Origin of the sequence: Desulfonauticus submarinus (assembly GCF_900104045.1) — a bacterium.
Taxonomy (GTDB): domain Bacteria; phylum Desulfobacterota; class Desulfovibrionia; order Desulfovibrionales; family Desulfonatronovibrionaceae; genus Desulfonauticus; species Desulfonauticus submarinus.
The window spans coordinates 1-18,200 of the sequence record NZ_FNIN01000015.1 but is presented as its reverse complement, the minus strand read 5'-3'; the positions used below and the strand labels follow the sequence as shown (position 1 = coordinate 18,200).

17 protein-coding genes, 1 tRNA gene and 1 other RNA gene are annotated in these 18,200 nt (G+C 33.8%); 9 read left to right on the top strand and 10 right to left on the bottom strand.

From position 1 onward, the window contains the following. Nucleotides 1-210: 210 nt before the first annotated feature. The 6 genes from mgtE (at nt 211) to BLP60_RS09460 (ending at nt 6,234) form a co-directional block, all read left to right on the top strand. Entirely contained in the window at nt 211-1,602 is a 1,392-nt protein-coding gene (mgtE, locus tag BLP60_RS09485) for a magnesium transporter (RefSeq protein ID WP_092066357.1), read from the top strand. A 52-nt stretch (nt 1,603-1,654) separates the two neighbouring features. Then, nucleotides 1,655-2,728: an NAD(P)H-dependent flavin oxidoreductase gene (locus BLP60_RS09480; protein WP_092066355.1), complete on the top strand. Its 1,074-nt coding sequence runs from the start codon at nt 1,655-1,657 to the stop codon at nt 2,726-2,728. A 25-nt stretch (nt 2,729-2,753) separates the two neighbouring features. Beyond that, nucleotides 2,754-3,365: a CDP-alcohol phosphatidyltransferase family protein gene (locus tag BLP60_RS09475; protein ID WP_159427726.1), complete on the top strand. Its 612-nt coding sequence runs from the start codon at nt 2,754-2,756 to the stop codon at nt 3,363-3,365. Nucleotides 3,366-3,389: 24 nt separating this feature from the next. After that, nucleotides 3,390-4,199, top strand: coding sequence for a pseudouridine synthase (locus BLP60_RS09470; protein WP_092066351.1), 810 nt, complete (start codon nt 3,390-3,392; stop codon nt 4,197-4,199). 86 nt (nt 4,200-4,285) lie between these two features. Beyond that, nucleotides 4,286-4,822 carry a NapC/NirT family cytochrome c gene (locus BLP60_RS09465; RefSeq protein ID WP_092066349.1) on the top strand — a complete coding sequence of 179 codons (537 nt, stop codon included), beginning with the start codon at nt 4,286-4,288 and terminating at the stop codon, nt 4,820-4,822. A 20-nt stretch (nt 4,823-4,842) separates the two neighbouring features. Then, nucleotides 4,843-6,234 carry a multiheme c-type cytochrome gene (locus BLP60_RS09460; protein ID WP_092066347.1) on the top strand — a complete coding sequence of 464 codons (1,392 nt, stop codon included), beginning with the start codon at nt 4,843-4,845 and terminating at the stop codon, nt 6,232-6,234. Between the two features lie 131 nt (nt 6,235-6,365). On the opposite strand, the gene ffs is transcribed toward BLP60_RS09460, so the two are convergent. The 6 genes from ffs to hisD form a co-directional block, all read right to left on the bottom strand. After that, nucleotides 6,366-6,462: signal recognition particle sRNA small type (gene ffs, locus BLP60_RS09455), an RNA gene on the bottom strand. A 12-nt stretch (nt 6,463-6,474) separates the two neighbouring features. Beyond that, nucleotides 6,475-6,568 (bottom strand) — tRNA-Ser (locus BLP60_RS09450). A gap of 73 nt (nt 6,569-6,641) precedes the next feature. Next, nucleotides 6,642-7,595: a D-2-hydroxyacid dehydrogenase gene (locus BLP60_RS09445; protein WP_092066345.1), complete on the bottom strand. Its 954-nt coding sequence runs from the start codon at nt 7,593-7,595 to the stop codon at nt 6,642-6,644. 166 nt (nt 7,596-7,761) lie between these two features. Then, nucleotides 7,762-8,526 (bottom strand): enoyl-ACP reductase FabI, encoded by a 765-nt coding sequence (locus BLP60_RS09440; protein ID WP_092066343.1) that lies wholly within the window; start codon nt 8,524-8,526, stop codon nt 7,762-7,764. 100 nt (nt 8,527-8,626) lie between these two features. Continuing rightward, entirely contained in the window at nt 8,627-9,517 is an 891-nt protein-coding gene (locus BLP60_RS09435; protein WP_092066341.1) for a phosphoribosylaminoimidazolesuccinocarboxamide synthase, read from the bottom strand. A gap of 16 nt (nt 9,518-9,533) precedes the next feature. Continuing rightward, on the bottom strand, nt 9,534-10,844 hold the full coding sequence (hisD, locus tag BLP60_RS09430) for a histidinol dehydrogenase (protein ID WP_092066339.1): 1,311 nt from the start codon (nt 10,842-10,844) through the stop codon (nt 9,534-9,536). Between the two features lie 114 nt (nt 10,845-10,958). On the opposite strand from hisD, the gene ansA reads away from it, so the two are divergent. Next, nucleotides 10,959-11,978, top strand: a complete 1,020-nt coding sequence (ansA, locus tag BLP60_RS09425) for an asparaginase (protein ID WP_092066337.1) — start codon at nt 10,959-10,961, stop codon at nt 11,976-11,978. Here ansA and nspC read toward each other — a convergent pair. The 4 genes from nspC to BLP60_RS09405 form a co-directional block, all read right to left on the bottom strand. Then, a complete protein-coding gene (gene nspC, locus BLP60_RS09420; protein ID WP_092066335.1) occupies nt 11,971-13,161 on the bottom strand; it encodes a carboxynorspermidine decarboxylase in 1,191 nt (396 codons plus the stop codon). The genes ansA and nspC overlap by 8 nt on opposite strands. A 31-nt stretch (nt 13,162-13,192) precedes the next feature. Further along, nucleotides 13,193-14,410 carry a saccharopine dehydrogenase family protein gene (locus BLP60_RS09415; protein WP_092066333.1) on the bottom strand — a complete coding sequence of 406 codons (1,218 nt, stop codon included), beginning with the start codon at nt 14,408-14,410 and terminating at the stop codon, nt 13,193-13,195. A gap of 69 nt (nt 14,411-14,479) precedes the next feature. Next, entirely contained in the window at nt 14,480-14,896 is a 417-nt protein-coding gene (locus BLP60_RS09410; protein WP_092066331.1) for a hypothetical protein, read from the bottom strand. A gap of 9 nt (nt 14,897-14,905) precedes the next feature. Further along, entirely contained in the window at nt 14,906-16,036 is a 1,131-nt protein-coding gene (locus BLP60_RS09405) for an OmpA family protein (protein WP_092066329.1), read from the bottom strand. 298 nt (nt 16,037-16,334) lie between these two features. Here BLP60_RS09405 and BLP60_RS09400 point away from each other — a divergent pair, with 298 nt between their 5' ends. Both BLP60_RS09400 and BLP60_RS09395 read left to right on the top strand, forming a co-directional pair. Beyond that, nucleotides 16,335-16,958: a hypothetical protein gene (locus BLP60_RS09400; protein WP_092066327.1), complete on the top strand. Its 624-nt coding sequence runs from the start codon at nt 16,335-16,337 to the stop codon at nt 16,956-16,958. Nucleotides 16,959-17,023: 65 nt separating this feature from the next. After that, a complete protein-coding gene (locus BLP60_RS09395) occupies nt 17,024-18,091 on the top strand; it encodes a hypothetical protein (RefSeq protein WP_092066325.1) in 1,068 nt (355 codons plus the stop codon). Nucleotides 18,092-18,200 lie beyond the last annotated feature (109 nt).

The following is an 18,200-nucleotide window of genomic DNA, read 5'->3' as shown; positions in this document are numbered from 1 at the left end:
ATGTGAGCGTCAACCCTAAATAGAGGAGATTGCCAAGGGAGGCATAATTTTGACCTTTGTTTTTCAACAAAATAAGTGGGTTTAATTGAGCTTGTGTTTTTTTATTGGTTGTTAAGATATTTTAGTTAAATAGGATATTATTAAAATATTTATTGGGTTAATTGAAATATATTCTTTGACCTAAAAAGTTTTTTTGGTTAGGGCGAGGCCATGTCAAAAAAGCAAAAAAATACAATTAAATCGTACAGTGTTGCTAAGGGTAATAAGCGCGAAAAAAAGCAGGAAAGTGAAGTAAATTATCAAGAAGTTAACTGGCCTAAGGCAAGCATAGATAATCTTCATCCTGCTGATGCTGCTGATAAACTAGAGGATCTTCCTTTAGAAAAGCAAAAAGAGTTTATTTTAAGCCAGCCTATAGAGATAAGCGCAGAATCCATTGCAGAAATGGAGAGACATGAGAGAATTGCTTTAATGTCCACTTTGCCTCCTGCATTAGCTGCTGATCTACTTGAAGAGATGTCTCCTGATGATGCCACTGATATTTTAAGTGAATTAGATCCAGATGTTAGAGCAAAAATTTTAAAAAAATTGGAAAAAGAAGATGCAGTAAGAATTAAAGATCTTTTAAAATTCGATCCAGATACTGCAGGCGGTGTAATGAACACCGAAATTTTAGTGCTGGATCGAAATTTGACCGTTGATCAAGCAATTCAGCTTATAAGAAGCAATGCTGGAGAGATTGAAATCCCTTACTATGCTTATATTGTAGATGAATTTAGGCATTTAATAGGGGTTTTGTCTTTAAGAGATTTGCTTTTGAGCCTTCCTGCAAGAACTTTAAAAGATTTGCTTCAAGAACAACAACAGCATCTTATTTTTGTCACCTATGATCAAGATAAAGAGGAGGTAGCAAGGCTTTTAGGTCGTTATGATTTGCTTGCTATTCCTGTTGTTGATTATGATATGCGGCTTTTAGGTATTGTTACAGCTGATGATGTTATTGATATTATTCAAGAAGAAGCCAGTGAAGATATGCAAACCATGGTGGGTGCAGGTTCAGATGAAACCCTCAGTACTCCATGGGTGTATTCTGTAAAAAAGAGATTGCCATGGCTTATTATTAATGTTTTTAACTCTGCTATTTCTGCTTATGTTGTCCATTTGTTTGAAGGTTCTATTGCTCAGATGGCAATTTTGGCAGTACTTATGCCTATTGTGGCTAATCAGGCCGGTAATACTGGCCAACAATCTTTAGCTGTTATGATAAGACAACTGGCTTTGGAGCCTTTTGATCCGAGAAAGTTTTGGAGTGCAGTATTAAGAGAAGCCAAAATCGCTCTTGTAAATGGCTGTGTAGTCGCTCTTTGTGTCTATTCAGGCGTGTATTTTTGGACTCATAACTTTCACTTAGCTCTGGTAATGGGTTTGGCTTTACTTTTGGATATGATTTTAGGAGCAGTTGCAGGAGCTTCTATTCCTCTTATTCTAAAGGCTTTAGGTAGAGACCCTGCTCAGGCATCTACTATTTTTCTCACTACTTTGACAGATAGTGGAGGATTTTTTACTTTCCTTGGTCTTGCTTCTTGGCTCTTGCTAAGATAGATACTTATAAGTTATAAGTAAGCACTAAAAAAAATAAAAACAGGAGTTTAATATGAAAGTGTCGCCCTTAAAGATAGGGGAACACCAGGTAGAGTTGCCAATTATTCAAGGTGGCATGGGTGTAGGAGTTTCTCTTTCAGGTTTGGCCTCTGCTGTGGCAAGGTGTGGAGGAATTGGAGTTGTTGCTGCAGCTGGAATTGGTTTTTTGCGTTCTGATTATGCTAAAATTAAACATCAAGCAAATTTGGCAATGTTAAAGCAGGAAATAACAAGAGCAAAAGAAATGGCTCCTGAGGGTGTAATCGGGGCAAATATTATGGTAGCTCTTACTGATTTTGAGCAGATGGTTAGAGGGGCCTTAGAAGCTGAGGTAGATATAATATTTTCAGGAGCAGGGCTTCCTTTAACTCTACCTAAATTAAAACAAGAATTCCCCAAAAGTAAAACAGCTTTAGTGCCTATTATTTCGTCTCCAAGAGCAGCATCTATTATTTGTAAAAAATGGAAAAGACTTGGCTATGTCCCAGATGGCTTTGTTTTAGAAGGGCCAAAGGCAGGTGGGCATTTGGGTTTTTCTTTAGATGAGTTACAGAAAGAACCTGCAATAGTGGATTTACTTAAAGAAACAAAAAAAGTTTTAGAGCCTTTTGAGGCAGAGGCTGGTCAAGAGATTCCTGTAATTGTAGCAGGAGGAGTGTATACAGGAGAAGATATTGCCATGATGTTGAGACAGGGTGCCAAAGGAGTTCAAATGGGTACTCGTTTTGTGGCAACAGAAGAGTGCGATGCTCATATTAGATTTAAACAAGAATTTATTAGAGCTAAAAAAGAAGATATTGTATTTATTAAAAGTCCTGTTGGCCTCCCAGGAAGGGCTATTAAAAATAGTTTTTTGGAAGCTGTAGAAAGAGGAGAAAAGACACCGTTTTCTTGTCCTTATCATTGTATAAAAACTTGTGATCCTAATACTGCCCCGTATTGCATTTCTTTAGCTCTTATTAATGCACAAAAAGGTAGACTAGAAAAAGGATTTGCTTTTGCTGGAGCTAATGCTTATAGAATAGATAAAATTATTACAGTCCAACAATTAATGGATGAACTTGTTATTGACTTGCAAAAGGTTTGAACTTGAAAAGGAGGAGTTAAAAGTTATGAATTGGAAAACTTATTCTATAACTTTACGTTATTATGATTTTTTGGAAAAAAATTTTTTCCCGATTTTGAAAAATAAAAATATTTCTCCTGCGCAAATTAGTTTTGCAGGATTTGTTTTTGCCCTGTTAGTTCCTTTAGGGTTTTGGCTTCATATTTTTTGGGGACTTTTACTTATTTTGCTTTCTGGATTTTCAGATAGTATAGATGGACAGTATGCAAGAATTACTAAGAGGGTTTCGATTCAGGGTGCTTTTTGGGACTCTGTGTTGGATAGAATTAGCGATGCCTTTTATTTAATGGGGATTTTTATTTTATTCTTAAAACAAGGAAAATGGGTATTTGTCGCTGGGAACGTGATATTGTTTGTTTTATTGTTGTGCTTTTTAATCAGTTATATTAAAGCTAAAGCAGAATCCTTAGGTATTAGTTGTGAATCTGGTATTATGGATAGAGCTACTAGAACAGTTTATTTGATAATCTGGCTATTTCTGATTTTAATATTTGGCATGAAAGATGGGCTTATGTGGGTTGGTTTAACTTTGTTTATGTTGCTGTGTTTTATTACTGTTGTGCAGAGACTGATAGAGGTAAATGTTAAAATTAAATAAAGCCCCAAAAGGGGCTTTTTTGTTATGTACAAGCGTTTAGATATTGCTGTAGCAAAGCAGTTTAAAATAAGTCGAAGACAAGCTAAAGAGGCTATACGTCAGGGAAGAGTTTTAGTTAATGGAAAGAATGTTAGACAGGGAAGTTTTTTTGTTCAAGAAAGTGATGATATAAGATTTTTATCTGAGGACTATAAATTTTTTACCTTACCCTTAATAAGGATTATAAAAGAAGAAAGAAATTTTGCCGCCATAAGTAAGCCAGAAAAGATTCATTCTGCTAAAGGTAAAGATAAGCAGAATATAGAGGAAAATTTATCTTTTATTTTCCCTAACAAAAATGCACAGCTTTTAAATAGATTGGATTTTTTGACCTCGGGAATTTTAATTATAGCTTTTAATTCTCAAGCAAAAGAAGAATATTCGTATTATCAATCTCAAGGCAAGACAGTAAAAATTTATTTGGCAAAAGTTTGGGGAGTTTTAACTCATTCCTTACTAATTAAGTGGCAACTAGATGTAAAAAAAAGAAAAAAGGTTAAAGTAATAAAGCAGGAAGAAAGGTCTAGTTTGAGATTTACATGGGTGGAACCGATTTTTCAAGAACAAGATACAACTGTGGTCAAGGTTAAAATTTTAAAAGGTAAACGCCACCAAATTAGAGCACATTTGGCTTCTGTAGGATATCCTATAGTAGGAGACAATCTTTATCTTTCTTCCCAAGATACCACTTCTTCATTATTTTTACATCATACTGTATTTTCTATGCCTGGTTTTAAGGTTATAGATAAGCCTAGCTGGCTCTCTCAGAGTATATTTTCTTCAATTAATTTCTAATTTAATTATTTATATTTTTTTAAAAAAAACTTGCCAAAATTTTTGTTTCCTGTATAAACTATTTTTCAAATTTTAGAGGAGGGAACATGAGAATTTTGTTAAAAATAATTTTATTATTTTTTCTCATAGTTGGTATAGGTTTTCCTCTCTTTAGTATGACTTATTATACAATGGTAAGAACTTCAACTCCAAAGTTTTGCTCTTCTTGTCATGAAATAGAATGGGCATATGATACATGGAAAAGTTCAGCCCACGCCTTTAATTCTAAAGGAGTTGTTGCTGATTGCATGGATTGCCATTTACCAGCACCCCATGATACGTGGAGTTTTTTCTTTGCAAAAACTTATCATGGCTTAAAAGATATTATTATACATTTGAGCTATGACGATCCTATCAAAGAATATAATCATGAAGAAAATCGTAAAAAAGTATATGCAACTATGAAAAATGAACAATGCCAGAAGTGCCATCGTAATTTGCTGTATTTAAGTAATAATAGGGGAGCTATGTTGGCTCATAGGTCTGTGTTATATCCTAGAAAAGGATATGAAAAGCGGTGTGTAGATTGTCATCAAAATTTGGTTCATAAACAGAGAAGTTTTTTTGTACTAAATAAAATGTAAAAAATATATTAGGAGGGGGTATGAGGGCAAAATTTAGATGGATTGTATGTTTGGTGGGTGTGGTAGGGCTATTTATTGCTATATCTGGATATGCAAAAAACAATCCCAAGACTAAAGAATTTCGGGTCGAAAGGGGAATGTCAAAACAAGGACAAGCTTGTATTGAGTGCCATAAAGTAGAAACTCCTGGTTTGTTTGTGGACTGGGCAAATTCTAGGCATGCACATGCAAATATTTCTTGTATTGATTGTCATCAGGCAGAGGAGCATGACTTAGATGTGAGCAAAACTCATTTTAAACAATATCAGCGCTCTGATAGTAAGTGGGGAACTTCGGATTATAGAGTTCCTATCTCTGCTGTAGTAACTCCTAAGGACTGCTCTAGATGTCACCCTGATGAAGTAAAACAATATTCTCGCAGTAAGCATGCAAATACTTTAGAAATTATTTGGAAACTTGATCCTTGGTTAAACCAAGGGATGAATACAGATTGGGAACGCACTGCAGGTTGTTTTTATTGTCATGGTACGGTATTAAAAGTGGATAAAAATGGTAAATTTGATCCTAAAACTTGGCCAAATGTTGGAGTTGGACGACTTAACTTAGATGGCAGTTTAGGAAGCTGTACTAGTTGTCATACAAGGCATAGATTTTCTGTCATGGATGCTAGAAAGCCAGAAGCTTGCGGACAATGTCATCTAGGTCCAGATCACCCTCAAATTGAGATTTTTAAAGAATCAAAACATGGAGATATCTATGATGCATTTAAACATGAGTATAATTTTGACGCAGCGCCTGGTACTTGGACGCCTGGAGTAGATTTCAGGGGACCAACTTGTGCTTCTTGTCATATGTCTGGGGCAGGAACAGTGATGACTACTCACGATGTGACTGAACGTCTTTCTTGGGAAACTCAAGCCCCACTTACTATTCGTCCTTCTGAATTTAAACCATTCCCAGCTAAAACTAATTGGAAAGTAGAAAGAAATAAAATGAAAGAAATTTGTAAACAGTGTCATGGTCAAACATGGGTTGATGATCACTATATTAAATTAGACCAAGTGGTAAAAGAGTATAATGAAAATTACTTTAAACCTGCGAAGGCAATGTTGACTAAACTTTATGAAAAAGGTTTACTTGATAAGTCGAGATTTTTTGATGAGAGACTAGAAGTAGAGTTTTATGAATTATGGCATCATGAGGGTAGAAGAGCAAGAATGGGTGCAGCTATGATGGCCCCTGATTATGCATGGTGGCATGGATTTTATGAGTGTAAACATCGTTTTAATAGATTTATGGCTGAAGCGAATCATCTTTTAAAGACTGGCAAGAAAGCTGAAAAATATGATAACTTTCCAGGAACAGGAGGAAATACTACAAGACCTTATCAAATTTTTGGTAGAAAAAAATAGTTTCACTGTAGAAAAATTAAAGGAATAAAAAAGCCTCTCATATGAGAGGCTTTTTTATTAGTAAATTGGTGTATTTATTTTTTGTAAGCTAACTTACTAAAATAAAAGAAGCGCCCATCTTGGTGGGCGCTTCTTTTAGGGAAACCAGGCACCCACAGACAACTGCTACCGCTGCTCCCTCTCGGGCCTGACGGGGTTTGCAGCGCCTGTGCCGCCTGGCTCCCCTATGTTTTTGTCATCTGGCGGAGAGGGAGGGATTCGAACCCTCGGTACCGGTTTTGCCGGTACACACGATTTCCAATCGTGCTCCTTCGACCAACTCGGACACCTCTCCACCTCAAAGAGAGAGACTTCTAACTAAAAAGAAAATAAAAAGCAAGAGTTTCTTATTATACAATATAGCATTTTTAATTAACAATATTTTGGGGTTTACCTTGTAAAAAAGCTGCTAAGTTTTCTATAGCAATATTTAAAAGTCGTTGACGAGCTTCTTTAGTTGCCCAGGCAATGTGAGGAGTAAAATGAATATTAGGACATTTAAATAAAGGATGATTTTTAGGAGGTGGTTCTTGACTCAAAACATCTATGCCAGCCCCTGCAATTTGTTTTGTTTCTAAAGCATATTTTAAATCTTTTTCGTTTATTAATTGTCCTCTGCCACAGTTTATAATAAAAGCGCTCTGTTTCATTTGCTGGAAAAAATTTTTATTTATTAAATGATGAGTAGTTGGAGTCAAAGGACAATTAAGAGAGATAAAATCACTTTCGTTGGCCAGTTTTTTAAGACTGACAAATTTAACATAATTAGGGGCGGTTTTAGGAACAGTCCGCGTGTTTACTAAAATATTCATCCCAAAGGCATGCCCTAATAAAGCCACTTCTTTTCCTATTTGTCCATATCCGATAATTCCAAGAGTCTTATTAGATAATTCTATGAGAGGATATTTCCAGTAGCAAAAGTCTGTTTTTTGGGACCATTCACCATTTAAAACACTTAAATGATGTTCATAAACATGGTTTGTAAATTCTAGGATATGGGCAAAAACCATTTGAGCTACTGTTTTTGGCCCATATCCTGGGACATTTGTAACTATAATTTTGTGTTTTTTACAATATGATATGTCAACTACATTATATCCCGTAGCTAATACTCCAATATATTTTACTTCTGGAAGTTGAGATAAAACTTTTTCATTTAAAACAGTTTTATTAGTAAAAATAATTTGAGCATCTTTAGCTCGTTTGATAATTTTTTCTTGGGGTGTTCTATCGTATATTTTTACTTCACCCAAGGATTTTAAAGGTTTCCAATCCAAATCTCCTGGATTTAAAGTATATCCATCAAGAACAACTATTTGCATGGTTTGTTTTTATTGTTTGATTTATTGTTTTTATTTTTGTCTGTTAAACTACAGACGTTTTTACTTCCTCACGTTGGTAGTCCTAATTTAGGAAATATAATTTTTATTAAAATAAACCATACAACTATAATACCAATAAGGATAAGATAATCATTAAAATTCATTATTAGATTCCCAAAATGTTATAACCAGAATCTACAAAAATTACTTCTCCTGTTACTCCTGATGATAAATCTGAAGCAAGATAAAGAGCAGTTTTTGCTACATCTTCTTGGGTTACATTTCTTTTTAAAGGTGCTTTTTCTTCTATTGTCTTAAATATGGTTTTAAATCCAGAGATTCCACTTGCCGCCAATGTTTTAATTGGTCCTGCACTAATAGCATTTATCCTGATATTGTTTTCTCCTAAATCTAAGGCCAAATAGCGTACACTTGCCTCAAGTGCAGCCTTAGCAACTCCCATTACATTATAGTTTCTAACTACTTTTTGAGCTCCATAATAACTTAAAGTAATTATAGATGCTTGTTCTGTAAAGAGTGGTTCAAATGCCTGACAAAGTCTGACCAAAGAATAAGCAGAGATATCTAAGGCTATATGAAATCCTTCCCTTGAGGTTTCAATAAAACGACCTTTTAAGTCTTCTCTTTTGGCAAAGGCTACAGAGTGAATTAAAATATCTACTTTTCCCCATTTTTCTTCCACTAATTGTTTGGCCTGTTCAATTTGTTCGTCATTGCTTACATCGCAGTCGAATATAAAATCTCCTCCAAGTTCTTTACTTAGAGGTTGAACTCGCTTTTTTAACGCCTCTCCAAGGTAGTTAAAAGCTAAAGATGCCCCCTGTTCTTTAAAGGCTTTGGCAATCCCATAAGCAATTGATTTGTTATTTGCTACACCAAAGATTAAAGCCTTTTTGTCTTTTAAAAGCATAGTCTTCTCCTTTTTAAGCGCTTTTCTTAGCTATTTTTTAGGTTTATTTACGTTTTTAGTTAATTTAAAGATTTCTAAAATAAACGTTTGATTATTGGTTTTATAGAGTTTTTCCTGTTAAAAATTCATAGGCTTGAAGATATTTTTTTTGAGTTTGTTCGATAACCTCTGGAGGAAGTTTTGGTCCAGGTGGTGTTTTGTCCCATCCTGAGTTTGTTAGCCAGTCACGTAAGTATTGTTTATCAAAACTTGGTTGATCTTTACCAGGAGTATAAGTTTCTTTAGGCCAAAATCGAGAGGAATCTGGAGTTAATACTTCATCTATGAGATATATTTTTTTGTCTTTTATCCCAAATTCAAATTTTGTATCTGCTATTATAATACCCCTATCCCATGCATATTCTTGAGCTTTAGAATATAATGTTAAAGATATCTCTTCAATGGTATTTAAGAGAACCTCGCCGATTTTGGCTTTGGCTTGGGATAAAGTAATGTTTTCATCATGTTCTCCTAATTCCGCCTTAGTGGAAGGAGTAAAGATTGGGTTGGGTAATTTTTCTGATTTTTTTAGATCTTTAGGTAAAACATGACCACAAACTTTTCCTGTTTTTATATAATCTTTCCAGCCTGAACCAGTAATATAGCCACGCACAATGCATTCTATGGGAAGAGGTTTTGCTTTACGAACAATTACGCTTCTTCCTTCTAATTCTTCAGCATATTTTTGAAGAGGTGCGGGAAATTTTTTTACTTCTGTTTCTATAAGGTGGTTTTCTACTATTGAAGAAAATTTATTCATCCAAAAGATAGTAAGTTGATTTAATACAACTCCTTTAAAAGGAATAGGATCTGGTAAGATCACATCAAAAGCACTCATTCGATCAGTAGTAATAATAAGGAGTTGGTCATCATTTAATTCATAAATGTCTCGCACTTTTCCTTTTGAAAATAGTGGATATTCTTGTATGGATGTGTTTTTTACTACTTTCATATGTTTAGCTCCTTCTTTAATCTTCTTTTAAGCGTATTTCTATGCTTTTAGCATGTGCCTCTAGGCCTTCTAGTCTAGCTAGTTTGGCGATTTTATCACCATGTTTTTTAATATAACTAAAAGGAGTATATAGAAGGCTGGTTTTTTTGTAAAATGTTTCTACACTGAGTGCTTGGGCAAATCTAGCAGTAGACATGGTAGGTAAAACATGATTTGGTCCTGCAAAATAATCTCCTATGGGCTCGGGAGTATATTCCCCTATAAAGACAGCTCCTGCATTCTTTATTTTTCCTATAAACTGCCAGGGATTGTCTGCTAGGAGCTCAAAATGCTCTGGCGCAATAAGATTTACTAATTCTATTCCTACTCCCAAATCAGGGACTTCTATTAAAGCTCCCCAGTTAGTAAGAGATTCTGTAGCGATTTTTTTTCTAGGTAGAGAGGATAGTTGTCTTTTTAATTCGTCTTCTACAGTCTGAAGAAGAATCGAAGATGGAGAAATTAAAATACTTGCTGCCATAGAATCATGTTCTGCTTGAGAGAGTAAATCGCTGGCAATGAATTTGGGATCAGCTTGTTTAGAAGCAAGAATTGTAATTTCACTAGGGCCTGCAATCATATCAATGCCAACTTGTCCCTGAAGAAGTTTTTTAGCCATAGTCACAAATATATTTCCTGGTCCAACTATAATATCTACTTGAGGGATCGTTTCTGTTCCAAGGGCAAGAGCAGCAATTGCCCATGCAGAGCCTATTTTAAATATTTTTTTTAATCCTAATAAGTGCGCAGTAGCTAGAAGATATGGATTTAAAGTGCCATCTTTTCTAGGGGGAGAAACTAGAATGATTTCTCTTACTCCAGCAATAATAGCTGGAATGGCATTCATTAAAAGTGAAGAAATAAGAGGAGTCTCTCCTCCTTGGCCACCTGGGATATATAACCCTGCTTTGGGAACAGGGTTTACTAATTGGCCTAAAATTGTTCCGTCAGAATTGGGCGTAAACCATGATTTTTCTTTTTGATGTTCGTGGAATTTAAAAATGTTATCTCTGGCTTCTTTTATAATATTTAAGTCTTGTTTATCAATTTGAGATATTGCTTGTTGTATTTCTTCTTCTTTTACAGATAAAAGTTTTGAGTTAAAATTTGGGCAATCAAATTTTTGTGTATATTTTATTAAGGCTGTATCGCCTTTTTCCTTTACTTGGTTAATAATTTCCCAAACTTGTTCTTCTATTTCTAAATTAGGTTTATTTCTTTTAGAAAGCCATGTTTTAATATTGCCCCAGTCTCCTTGATTTCGGTAGATAAATTTGTTGATATTCATAGAGGCTCCTTTGCTTTAAAAAGCTATTGTCAAAGGGTATCTTTAGACGATAAGCTTCGTCAAGTATTTATAATTATACAAATAAGCAGAACTAATTCTTCAAGGAGGGTAAAGTTGAAAAAGAAAGTTTTGATTATATATACTGGAGGAACTATTGGAATGTGTAAAAAAGAAAATGGTTATGCACCCAAGGAAGGCTTTTTTCAAAAACTTTTAGAAAAAAAAATTCCAGAACTTAAAGATCCTCATCTCCCTAAGATTGAAATTTTAGAATATAATCCCTTGTTAGATTCTTCAGATATTAAACCAGAAAATTGGATTAAAATCGCTAAGGACATTTTTGCCCATTATAAAGAATTTGACGGATTTGTTATTCTTCATGGCACAGATACTCTAGCGTATACTGCTTCTGCCCTTAGTTTTTTGTTACATGGTTTAGATAAGCCTGTAATCTTAACAGGCTCTCAAGTACCCCTTGTGGAGACAAGAAATGATGCTCGAGAAAATCTTATTTCTTCTTTGGTGTTATCTACGTGCTATCCTATTTATGAAGTTTGTATTTGTTTTGGCAATAAATTATTAAGAGGGTGTAGAGCTACAAAGGTTGATGCTCAGTCTTTTGATGCCTTTGATTCCCCTAATTTTCCCCTTTTAGCAAAAGTTGGAGTAGAAATTGTTTTAAATGAACAGGTTTTAAATAGGAAAGAATCTCAATATTTTAAACTGCTATTAGATCAATTAAAGTCAGAAAAATTGGCAATAGTTCCCTTGTTTCCTGGTATAAGCCCTGATGTAATTTATTCCTTGTGTGAGGCGGAAATAAAGGGAATTATTTTAGAAAGTTTTGGAACAGGAAATGGTCCTGGTCAAGATAAGATGTTTTTAGAAGCTATAAAAGCAGGGGTTGATAAAGGAATTGTTTTTGTAAATAGAACGCAATGTTTAAAGGGTAGAGTTATGGCAGAAGAATATGCAAGTGGAAGAGCTTTAATAGATGCAGGTGTGATTAATGGAAAAGATATGACTAGAGAGGCTTTGGTAGCAAAGATGATGTGCTTATTTCAATTAGGTTTTAGTTGTGAAGATTTTAAAAAAGAAATAATAAAAAATTGGTGTGGAGAAATTTCTACATAGAAGAATATTTTTGAATAAAATCTTGATATGTGAAGTGACGAGAAAAGGTGATTTGTTGTTGATTATTAAAAGTAATGATGCTGGGGAGGTTAATGCCATTAAAGGTGGTATTTTTCACAAAAGAGTATAATGCCATATCTGTAAAAACTAACTTTTGTTCTCTTTGAAGAGGTAATTTAAAAGAGTAATCGCCAATAATGTCTCCTGCTAAACAGGTTATACCTCCAAGTCTATAAGTATAAGGATAGTGATTAGGTTCTGCTGCACCTACAATTTGAGGCCTATAGGGCATAGCCAGAACATCTGGCATGTGATTTTCTGCTGATGTGTCTAAAATAGCAATTTTTATATCATTTTCTACAATATCTAAAACCTTAGTAACTAATACTCCAGCATTTAAGACTACAGCTTCTCCTGGTTCTAAATAAACAGTAAGATCGTATTTTTTCTGTAGGTTAAATATAATTTCCATTAAAAGATCTTTATTATATCCTTGTCTGGTAATATGATGTCCTCCACCTAAATTTATCCATTTAAGTTTATACAAATAATTTCCAAAGTGATGTTCTACAGAGCGAAGAACATTTTTTAGGGTAGGGCTATCTTGTTCACATAAAGCATGAAAATGAAATCCATCTATTTTTTGAAGTGTATCAGTATTTAGCTGATGAGGTAAAATTCCAAATCTAGATCCTGGTTGGCAAGGATCATAGAGTTTTGTTTTTATTTCTGAATAAAGTGGGTTTATGCGCAGGCCTATTTGTATTTTAGGATTTATTTTCTTTACAACTGGTAAAAAATTATAAAGTTGATAGATAGAGTTAAAGATAAGGGTAGTAGAACAAGATGCAATTTCTTCAATTTCTTCTTTTTTATAAGCTGGAGAAAAGGTATGGACTTCTTTTTTAAAAAAATTAGACCCTACTTTGGCTTCAAACAGACCACTGGCACATATACCACAGAGATATTTACGAATTATTGGAAAAGTAGATGGCAGTAAAAAGGCTTTAAGGGCCAAGAGAATCTTGGCCCCTGTTTGATCTTGAATTTGTTTTAAGATTTTACAATTGTCTTCAATTATTGGCTCGCTAATAAGATAGCAAGGTGTTTGCACTTTTTGTATAAGTTTGCTTGGAAAGTTTTTTTCCACATTTAAGAGAGAGTGTTTAGCAAGGTCTAACATCAAATATTATACTTAGTCTATGGCATTAAGCTTATTCTGGCAAAGAACCAGAAAAGTCCTGTACTTCCCATGGGAGTCCATTTTCTGCAATAGTTTTCAAAAAGGGATCAGGATCAAGTTCTTCTATATTAAAAACACCTTTGCCTTTCCAAATCTCTTTTAAAACCATCATTGCACCAGCCATAGCAGGTACCCCTGTGGTATAGGATACAGCCTGGGCTTTTACTTCTTGATATGCTTTAGCGTGGTCGCAAATGTTGTAAATATATTTTTTTATTTTTTGGCCATCCTTAAATCCTTGAAAAATACAGCCAATTACAGTTTTTCCTTTATAATTTGTTCCAAGACTAGCAGGATCTGGCAAAAGGGCTTTTAAGAATTTTAAAGGTACTATTTTACATCCTTCAAATTCCACTTCATCTATTCTTGTAAGTCCTACGTTTTTTAAAACCCTAAGATGGGTAAGATATGTGTCAGAAAATGTCATCCAAAATCTGATTTTTTTAAGACCTTTTATATGTTTGACTAAGGACTCCATTTCTTCATGATAGAGAAGATAACTTTCTCTTGGACCTACCTCAGGATAATTAAATGTAAAGTGTATGCAGTTTTCTTCTATCACAGGTGGAGTTTCCACCCATTTCCCATTTTGCCAATGGCGAACTGTTTGTGTAATTTCTCTAATATTTATTTCAGGATTAAAATTTGTAGCAAATGGATGCCCATGATCACCTGCATTGCAGTCTAAAATATCAATCTGGGTAATTTCATCAAATAGATGTTTTTGAGCATAAGCACAAAAAGCGTTAGTAACTCCAGGATCAAATCCACATCCTAAAATAGCCATTAGGCCAGCCTGAGCATATTTTTCTTGATAAGCCCATTGATATTTATATTCAAATTTAGGGTTATCTTTTGGCTCATAGTTTGCAGTATCTAAATAATGAACACCAGCCTCTAAGCAGGCATCCATAATACAAAGATCTTGATAAGGTAAGGCTACATTTATAACTATAGTAGGCTTAAAATCTTTTAGAAGGGATACTAAAGCAGGAACATTTTCTGCGTCTATTTGTTGGATATGAATATCTTTATTATAATTTTCTTTTACCTGTTTGGCTATTTTTTCACACTTTGTTAACGTTCTGCTAGCAAGGAGAATTTCTTCAAATACTTCAGGATGGCTAGCGCATTTTTGAGTAACTACATTACCTACTCCTCCTGCACCGATTATAACTACTTTGCTCATAATTCCTCCCTTGGCTAAAACTAATATAGGAGTGTTTAAAGCTGATAAGGGCTAAGGTCAATAATGAAATTATTGCCAGCCTTGATTTGTGTAGTGAAAAATTTCTGTAAGCCGTCTTATTTTTACAGGATAACAGGTAGTATTTTTTAATTGATTGAGATCTGTTGAAGTAGCTTGATAGATGACCTCGTCGTATTCTAAAATTCCTAAATAAGAGTCAGGTGTTTTTTTTAATCTAAACACAATACTTTCAGGATTTATTTTAGAAAATTGTAAAATATATATTTGCCCATTTTGAATAATTTGGGGGTTGTTAGAAGTGTATTGAAAGTTTGTTTCAACTTGTTCTATCCATGAGGCAATAAAAAGAGCAAGCTTTTTCCAGATGATTAAGTCTTGGTCTGTATTGGGATTAAAAGCAAGTGCTGGCAGGCTAAAAAATAATAGGATGTATGCTCCAAATATAAGCCTGCCAACACTTTTCACTTCTTTCTCCTATTTGAGAGTTATCTCAACCCGTCTGTTTAAACTTCTTCCCTTTTTAGTTGCATTAGAAAATTTAGGCTTACTTTCACCATAACCAATGGTTTTAATGCGTGTTTTTTTAATCCCTTGAGCGATTAAGAATTTTGCTACACTTTGAGCTCGTTTTTTAGAAAGTTTTAAGTTATATTTAGCTGGACCAAGGCTACAGGTATGACCTGCAATAATGATTTTTTTGTTAGGGTATTGTTTTAGGATAACGGCTACTTCTTTTAATATGGGAAGAGCTTCTTTTTTGATTTTAGCGGAATTAAAGTCAAAATTAATAGAACGAAGTAGAATTGATTGCTCTACTTTAACTATAGGAGCCACCGTTTTAGGTTTAATTGAAGGCTTTGGTTTTACAACTTTTGGTTTGGGTTTTACTATAGGCTTTTGAATAGGAATAGGTTTAGATTTGGTTGCTTTTTTAGTTATCTCTGTTGTTTTCTCTCCATAAAAAACTTTTTCTAAATAAGAAGTTACTTCTTGTTGTGAGGATAAATCCTTTGCTTCTATAAAAAAGCTACATTCTTTTAGTTCTGTTAATTTTGTTAAGAGCTTGGTTTGTTTGGGATTGCTACCTACTCCAATAAAATAAAAACATACATTTGGATATTTTTCATAAATTTCTTTTAAGGAATCAATTGGAGATAATCCTTTATTTTGCCCACCATCAGTAATAACAATAACTTTTGTTTTACCTTTTAATTTACTTAATATAGGTTCTATCTTTTTTAAATCATTGCCTAAAGGCGTTAATCTACCAAATACGGAAAATCTTTCAGAAATATCGTCTATATTATCTTTAAATTTAGTTTTGTCGTAAGGGGCAATTGAGAGATACTCTTCAAAAGGAGTAATGGTGTATAGGCCCATTTGAACTTTTAACGGAGGTAAAAGTTCATTGATTTTAGTAAGCACTTCTTTTGCTTTATGTATTTTTAGTGTTTCCTCAGTTAAGTGCATGGCCATAGAGCCAGAATGATCTACAAGAAAGATGAAGTTATCTGCTTTTGGAGTATAAACAACATCGTTTGCCCTTGTTTGAACAGGTATTAATAAAATAATGTTTAAGAAAAGATATAAGAGAAATTTACGCATTTTCTTCTCCTTTTTAAGGATTTAAATCTTCCTATCCCTATCCACTCTGTTTTCTAAAGTCAATACTATATAGAGATTATAGATTTTCGCAATAAGTTCTGTTTTTGATTTTTAAAGTCAATTATTCAAAATTTTTGTTTATATAAATTTCTCAAATTACCTCCTATAGTTTTAATAGGAACTGTTAACTTCTTAGCTAAGGAAAAAATAAGACGAAAATGAAAAGATTTTAATTGACGAAGTGTTTTTTTTTTTTACTATAGAACAATTTAATCCAAATCTAATCAAGGAGGGAGATATGAGCAAGAAGGAAGTATTCAGATTAGGAGTAGTAGTGTTACCCCTTACTCGTAAAACCGAAACCTTTATAAATAACGGGCTCTTTATACTAAGTATGGAAAATAAAAATAATAATTACTTTACAAAAGCAGTAGCAATTGGTTGTAGTGTAGCAACAATATTATGCTCAAGTTTATTTGGGAATGTTAAAGAGGCTCAGGCTTCTGATGAATGGAAAATTAGTTTAAAGTCTGGAAATATTTTAGATAAGAATGGAGGGTTTGCTTGTAGTTTATATCAAGCAATAGATAATACACATGGAACAGTTAGAGAGGTATTAAAATACTTTACTCACGCAGATGAGAACGCAAAGACAGGATATTTGCATCCAAACTTTCAAAGGATGTACAAAGCAGATCTTAACAAAGACGGTTATTTAACCCCAAGTGAAATAGTAAAAGCATTTGAAGAAGGAAGGGTTGGTTTAACAAGTAGTATGAACATGAATTTAGCAGATGTAATAAAAGCAATAAAGGATATGAGAAACAGTGGTAACGGATTAGAAAACGGTTTGAATGATAGTGTAAATAAAAGTACTGGAGGTTGGACTCCAAAACATGGAGACGGTGTTACAGAGGAATGAATTTTTTATTTACTTTTTATCAGTTGATAAAAAATATTAAATATATTTCTTTTTAGTTCTTCCGTATGGATAGAAAACAATTGTTTTTAATTTACATATTTGCACTATTTTTCTGTTTTTCTTTTACCTATGCCACTACATATACAGCAACATATATTTTTAAAGAGACAACAGGAAAAGATTTTAGGGCAGAAATATGGAAGAGTAATTCAAATTTTGATACTCTTTATAATACTAAATACACTGAAGGAGATTCTACAAATGGAGAGTGGACTTTAACTTTTACTTCTACTCAAAATAAATATGGAAGACTATTTTTGTCTCCTTATAATAAGGATTATGTTTTAAGATATTTTCGAATAAATTATGAGTATGAAGGAACTTATAATAAACCTTTTACCTTCGGCAAATACAGAAACAAGAACATACCTGTCTCAGCAGGTACGAGATACGCACAGATAGACGGCACTTGTAGAGCGATTGGCATAACTGATTTGGGTGGTTATTCTTACAGCATCTCTTCTTCTTTGAATTCAATTAAAAAGCTTGATGGAACAGACGTAAAAAACATAGAGGTGGTGGATCATCTTTTAAAGAAAAATTATTATATGAAAGCGTTTTCTTATCTTGAAATTTCAAATGATAAGCATTCCTATTTCTTAAAACCAACAAACTCAGACGGAACTTATGTTTATAACAATGAGAGTTTTAATTCTCCAAATGGAGAGACGACCTCGCAAACTCTCGGAGAAGAAATTTTTAACCAATTTAAAACTGCAGATGGAAGAATTCCCTACATTCTTCTAAAACAAAATCCTGTTACAGTGCAGTTTGATAAGGCAGAAATAGAAAGAATTTTAGCCGATGCGAAAAATCTTTGCGAAAGCGGAAATTATACCTACTGTGGAAACTGGAATATCGAACTAAATGTAATCCCAATCGATGGAAAGTGCGATTTGGATGGAAACGGAAAACTCGAGTCCGAAAGTGAGATAGTGCGGTTTAGTAAAAGCGTAAAGAGAGTGCAGATCGTCTCTCCAGAACCAGAAACGCAGATGAGAGATCTGGAGTGCGTTTATAAAGTAGTCTCAAAATCACAAGGAGAAGAGCTAGAACTATTTAATTTGAGCTAAGTGAAATTTAGTCATTACTTTTCATCTTCCTTAACCCAGACTTCTTTTCCATCAGAGACAATGGCGAGTTTGAAGATGTTGTTATAACCTTGGGCTAAGAGTTCCTTTT

Excerpts from the sequence above, each read along its gene's own strand:
- mgtE (WP_092066357.1), top strand. The coding sequence starts at position 211 with ATGTCAAAAAAGCAAAAAAATACAATTAAATCGTACAGTGTTGCTAAG.
- BLP60_RS09480 (WP_092066355.1), top strand. The coding sequence starts at position 1,655 with ATGAAAGTGTCGCCCTTAAAGATAGGGGAACACCAGGTAGAGTTGCCA.
- BLP60_RS09475 (WP_159427726.1), top strand. The coding sequence starts at position 2,754 with ATGAATTGGAAAACTTATTCTATAACTTTACGTTATTATGATTTTTTG.
- BLP60_RS09470 (WP_092066351.1), top strand. The coding sequence starts at position 3,390 with ATGTACAAGCGTTTAGATATTGCTGTAGCAAAGCAGTTTAAAATAAGT.
- BLP60_RS09465 (WP_092066349.1), top strand. The coding sequence starts at position 4,286 with ATGAGAATTTTGTTAAAAATAATTTTATTATTTTTTCTCATAGTTGGT.
- BLP60_RS09460 (WP_092066347.1), top strand. The coding sequence starts at position 4,843 with ATGAGGGCAAAATTTAGATGGATTGTATGTTTGGTGGGTGTGGTAGGG.
- BLP60_RS09445 (WP_092066345.1), bottom strand. The coding sequence starts at position 7,595 with ATGCAAATAGTTGTTCTTGATGGATATACTTTAAATCCAGGAGATTTG.
- BLP60_RS09440 (WP_092066343.1), bottom strand. The coding sequence starts at position 8,526 with ATGCTTTTAAAAGACAAAAAGGCTTTAATCTTTGGTGTAGCAAATAAC.
- BLP60_RS09435 (WP_092066341.1), bottom strand. The coding sequence starts at position 9,517 with ATGAAAGTAGTAAAAAACACATCCATACAAGAATATCCACTATTTTCA.
- hisD (WP_092066339.1), bottom strand. The coding sequence starts at position 10,844 with ATGAATATCAACAAATTTATCTACCGAAATCAAGGAGACTGGGGCAAT.
- nspC (WP_092066335.1), bottom strand. The coding sequence starts at position 13,161 with ATGTTAGACCTTGCTAAACACTCTCTCTTAAATGTGGAAAAAAACTTT.
- BLP60_RS09415 (WP_092066333.1), bottom strand. The coding sequence starts at position 14,410 with ATGAGCAAAGTAGTTATAATCGGTGCAGGAGGAGTAGGTAATGTAGTT.
- BLP60_RS09405 (WP_092066329.1), bottom strand. The coding sequence starts at position 16,036 with ATGCGTAAATTTCTCTTATATCTTTTCTTAAACATTATTTTATTAATA.
- BLP60_RS09400 (WP_092066327.1), top strand. The coding sequence starts at position 16,335 with ATGAGCAAGAAGGAAGTATTCAGATTAGGAGTAGTAGTGTTACCCCTT.
- BLP60_RS09395 (WP_092066325.1), top strand. The coding sequence starts at position 17,024 with ATGGATAGAAAACAATTGTTTTTAATTTACATATTTGCACTATTTTTC.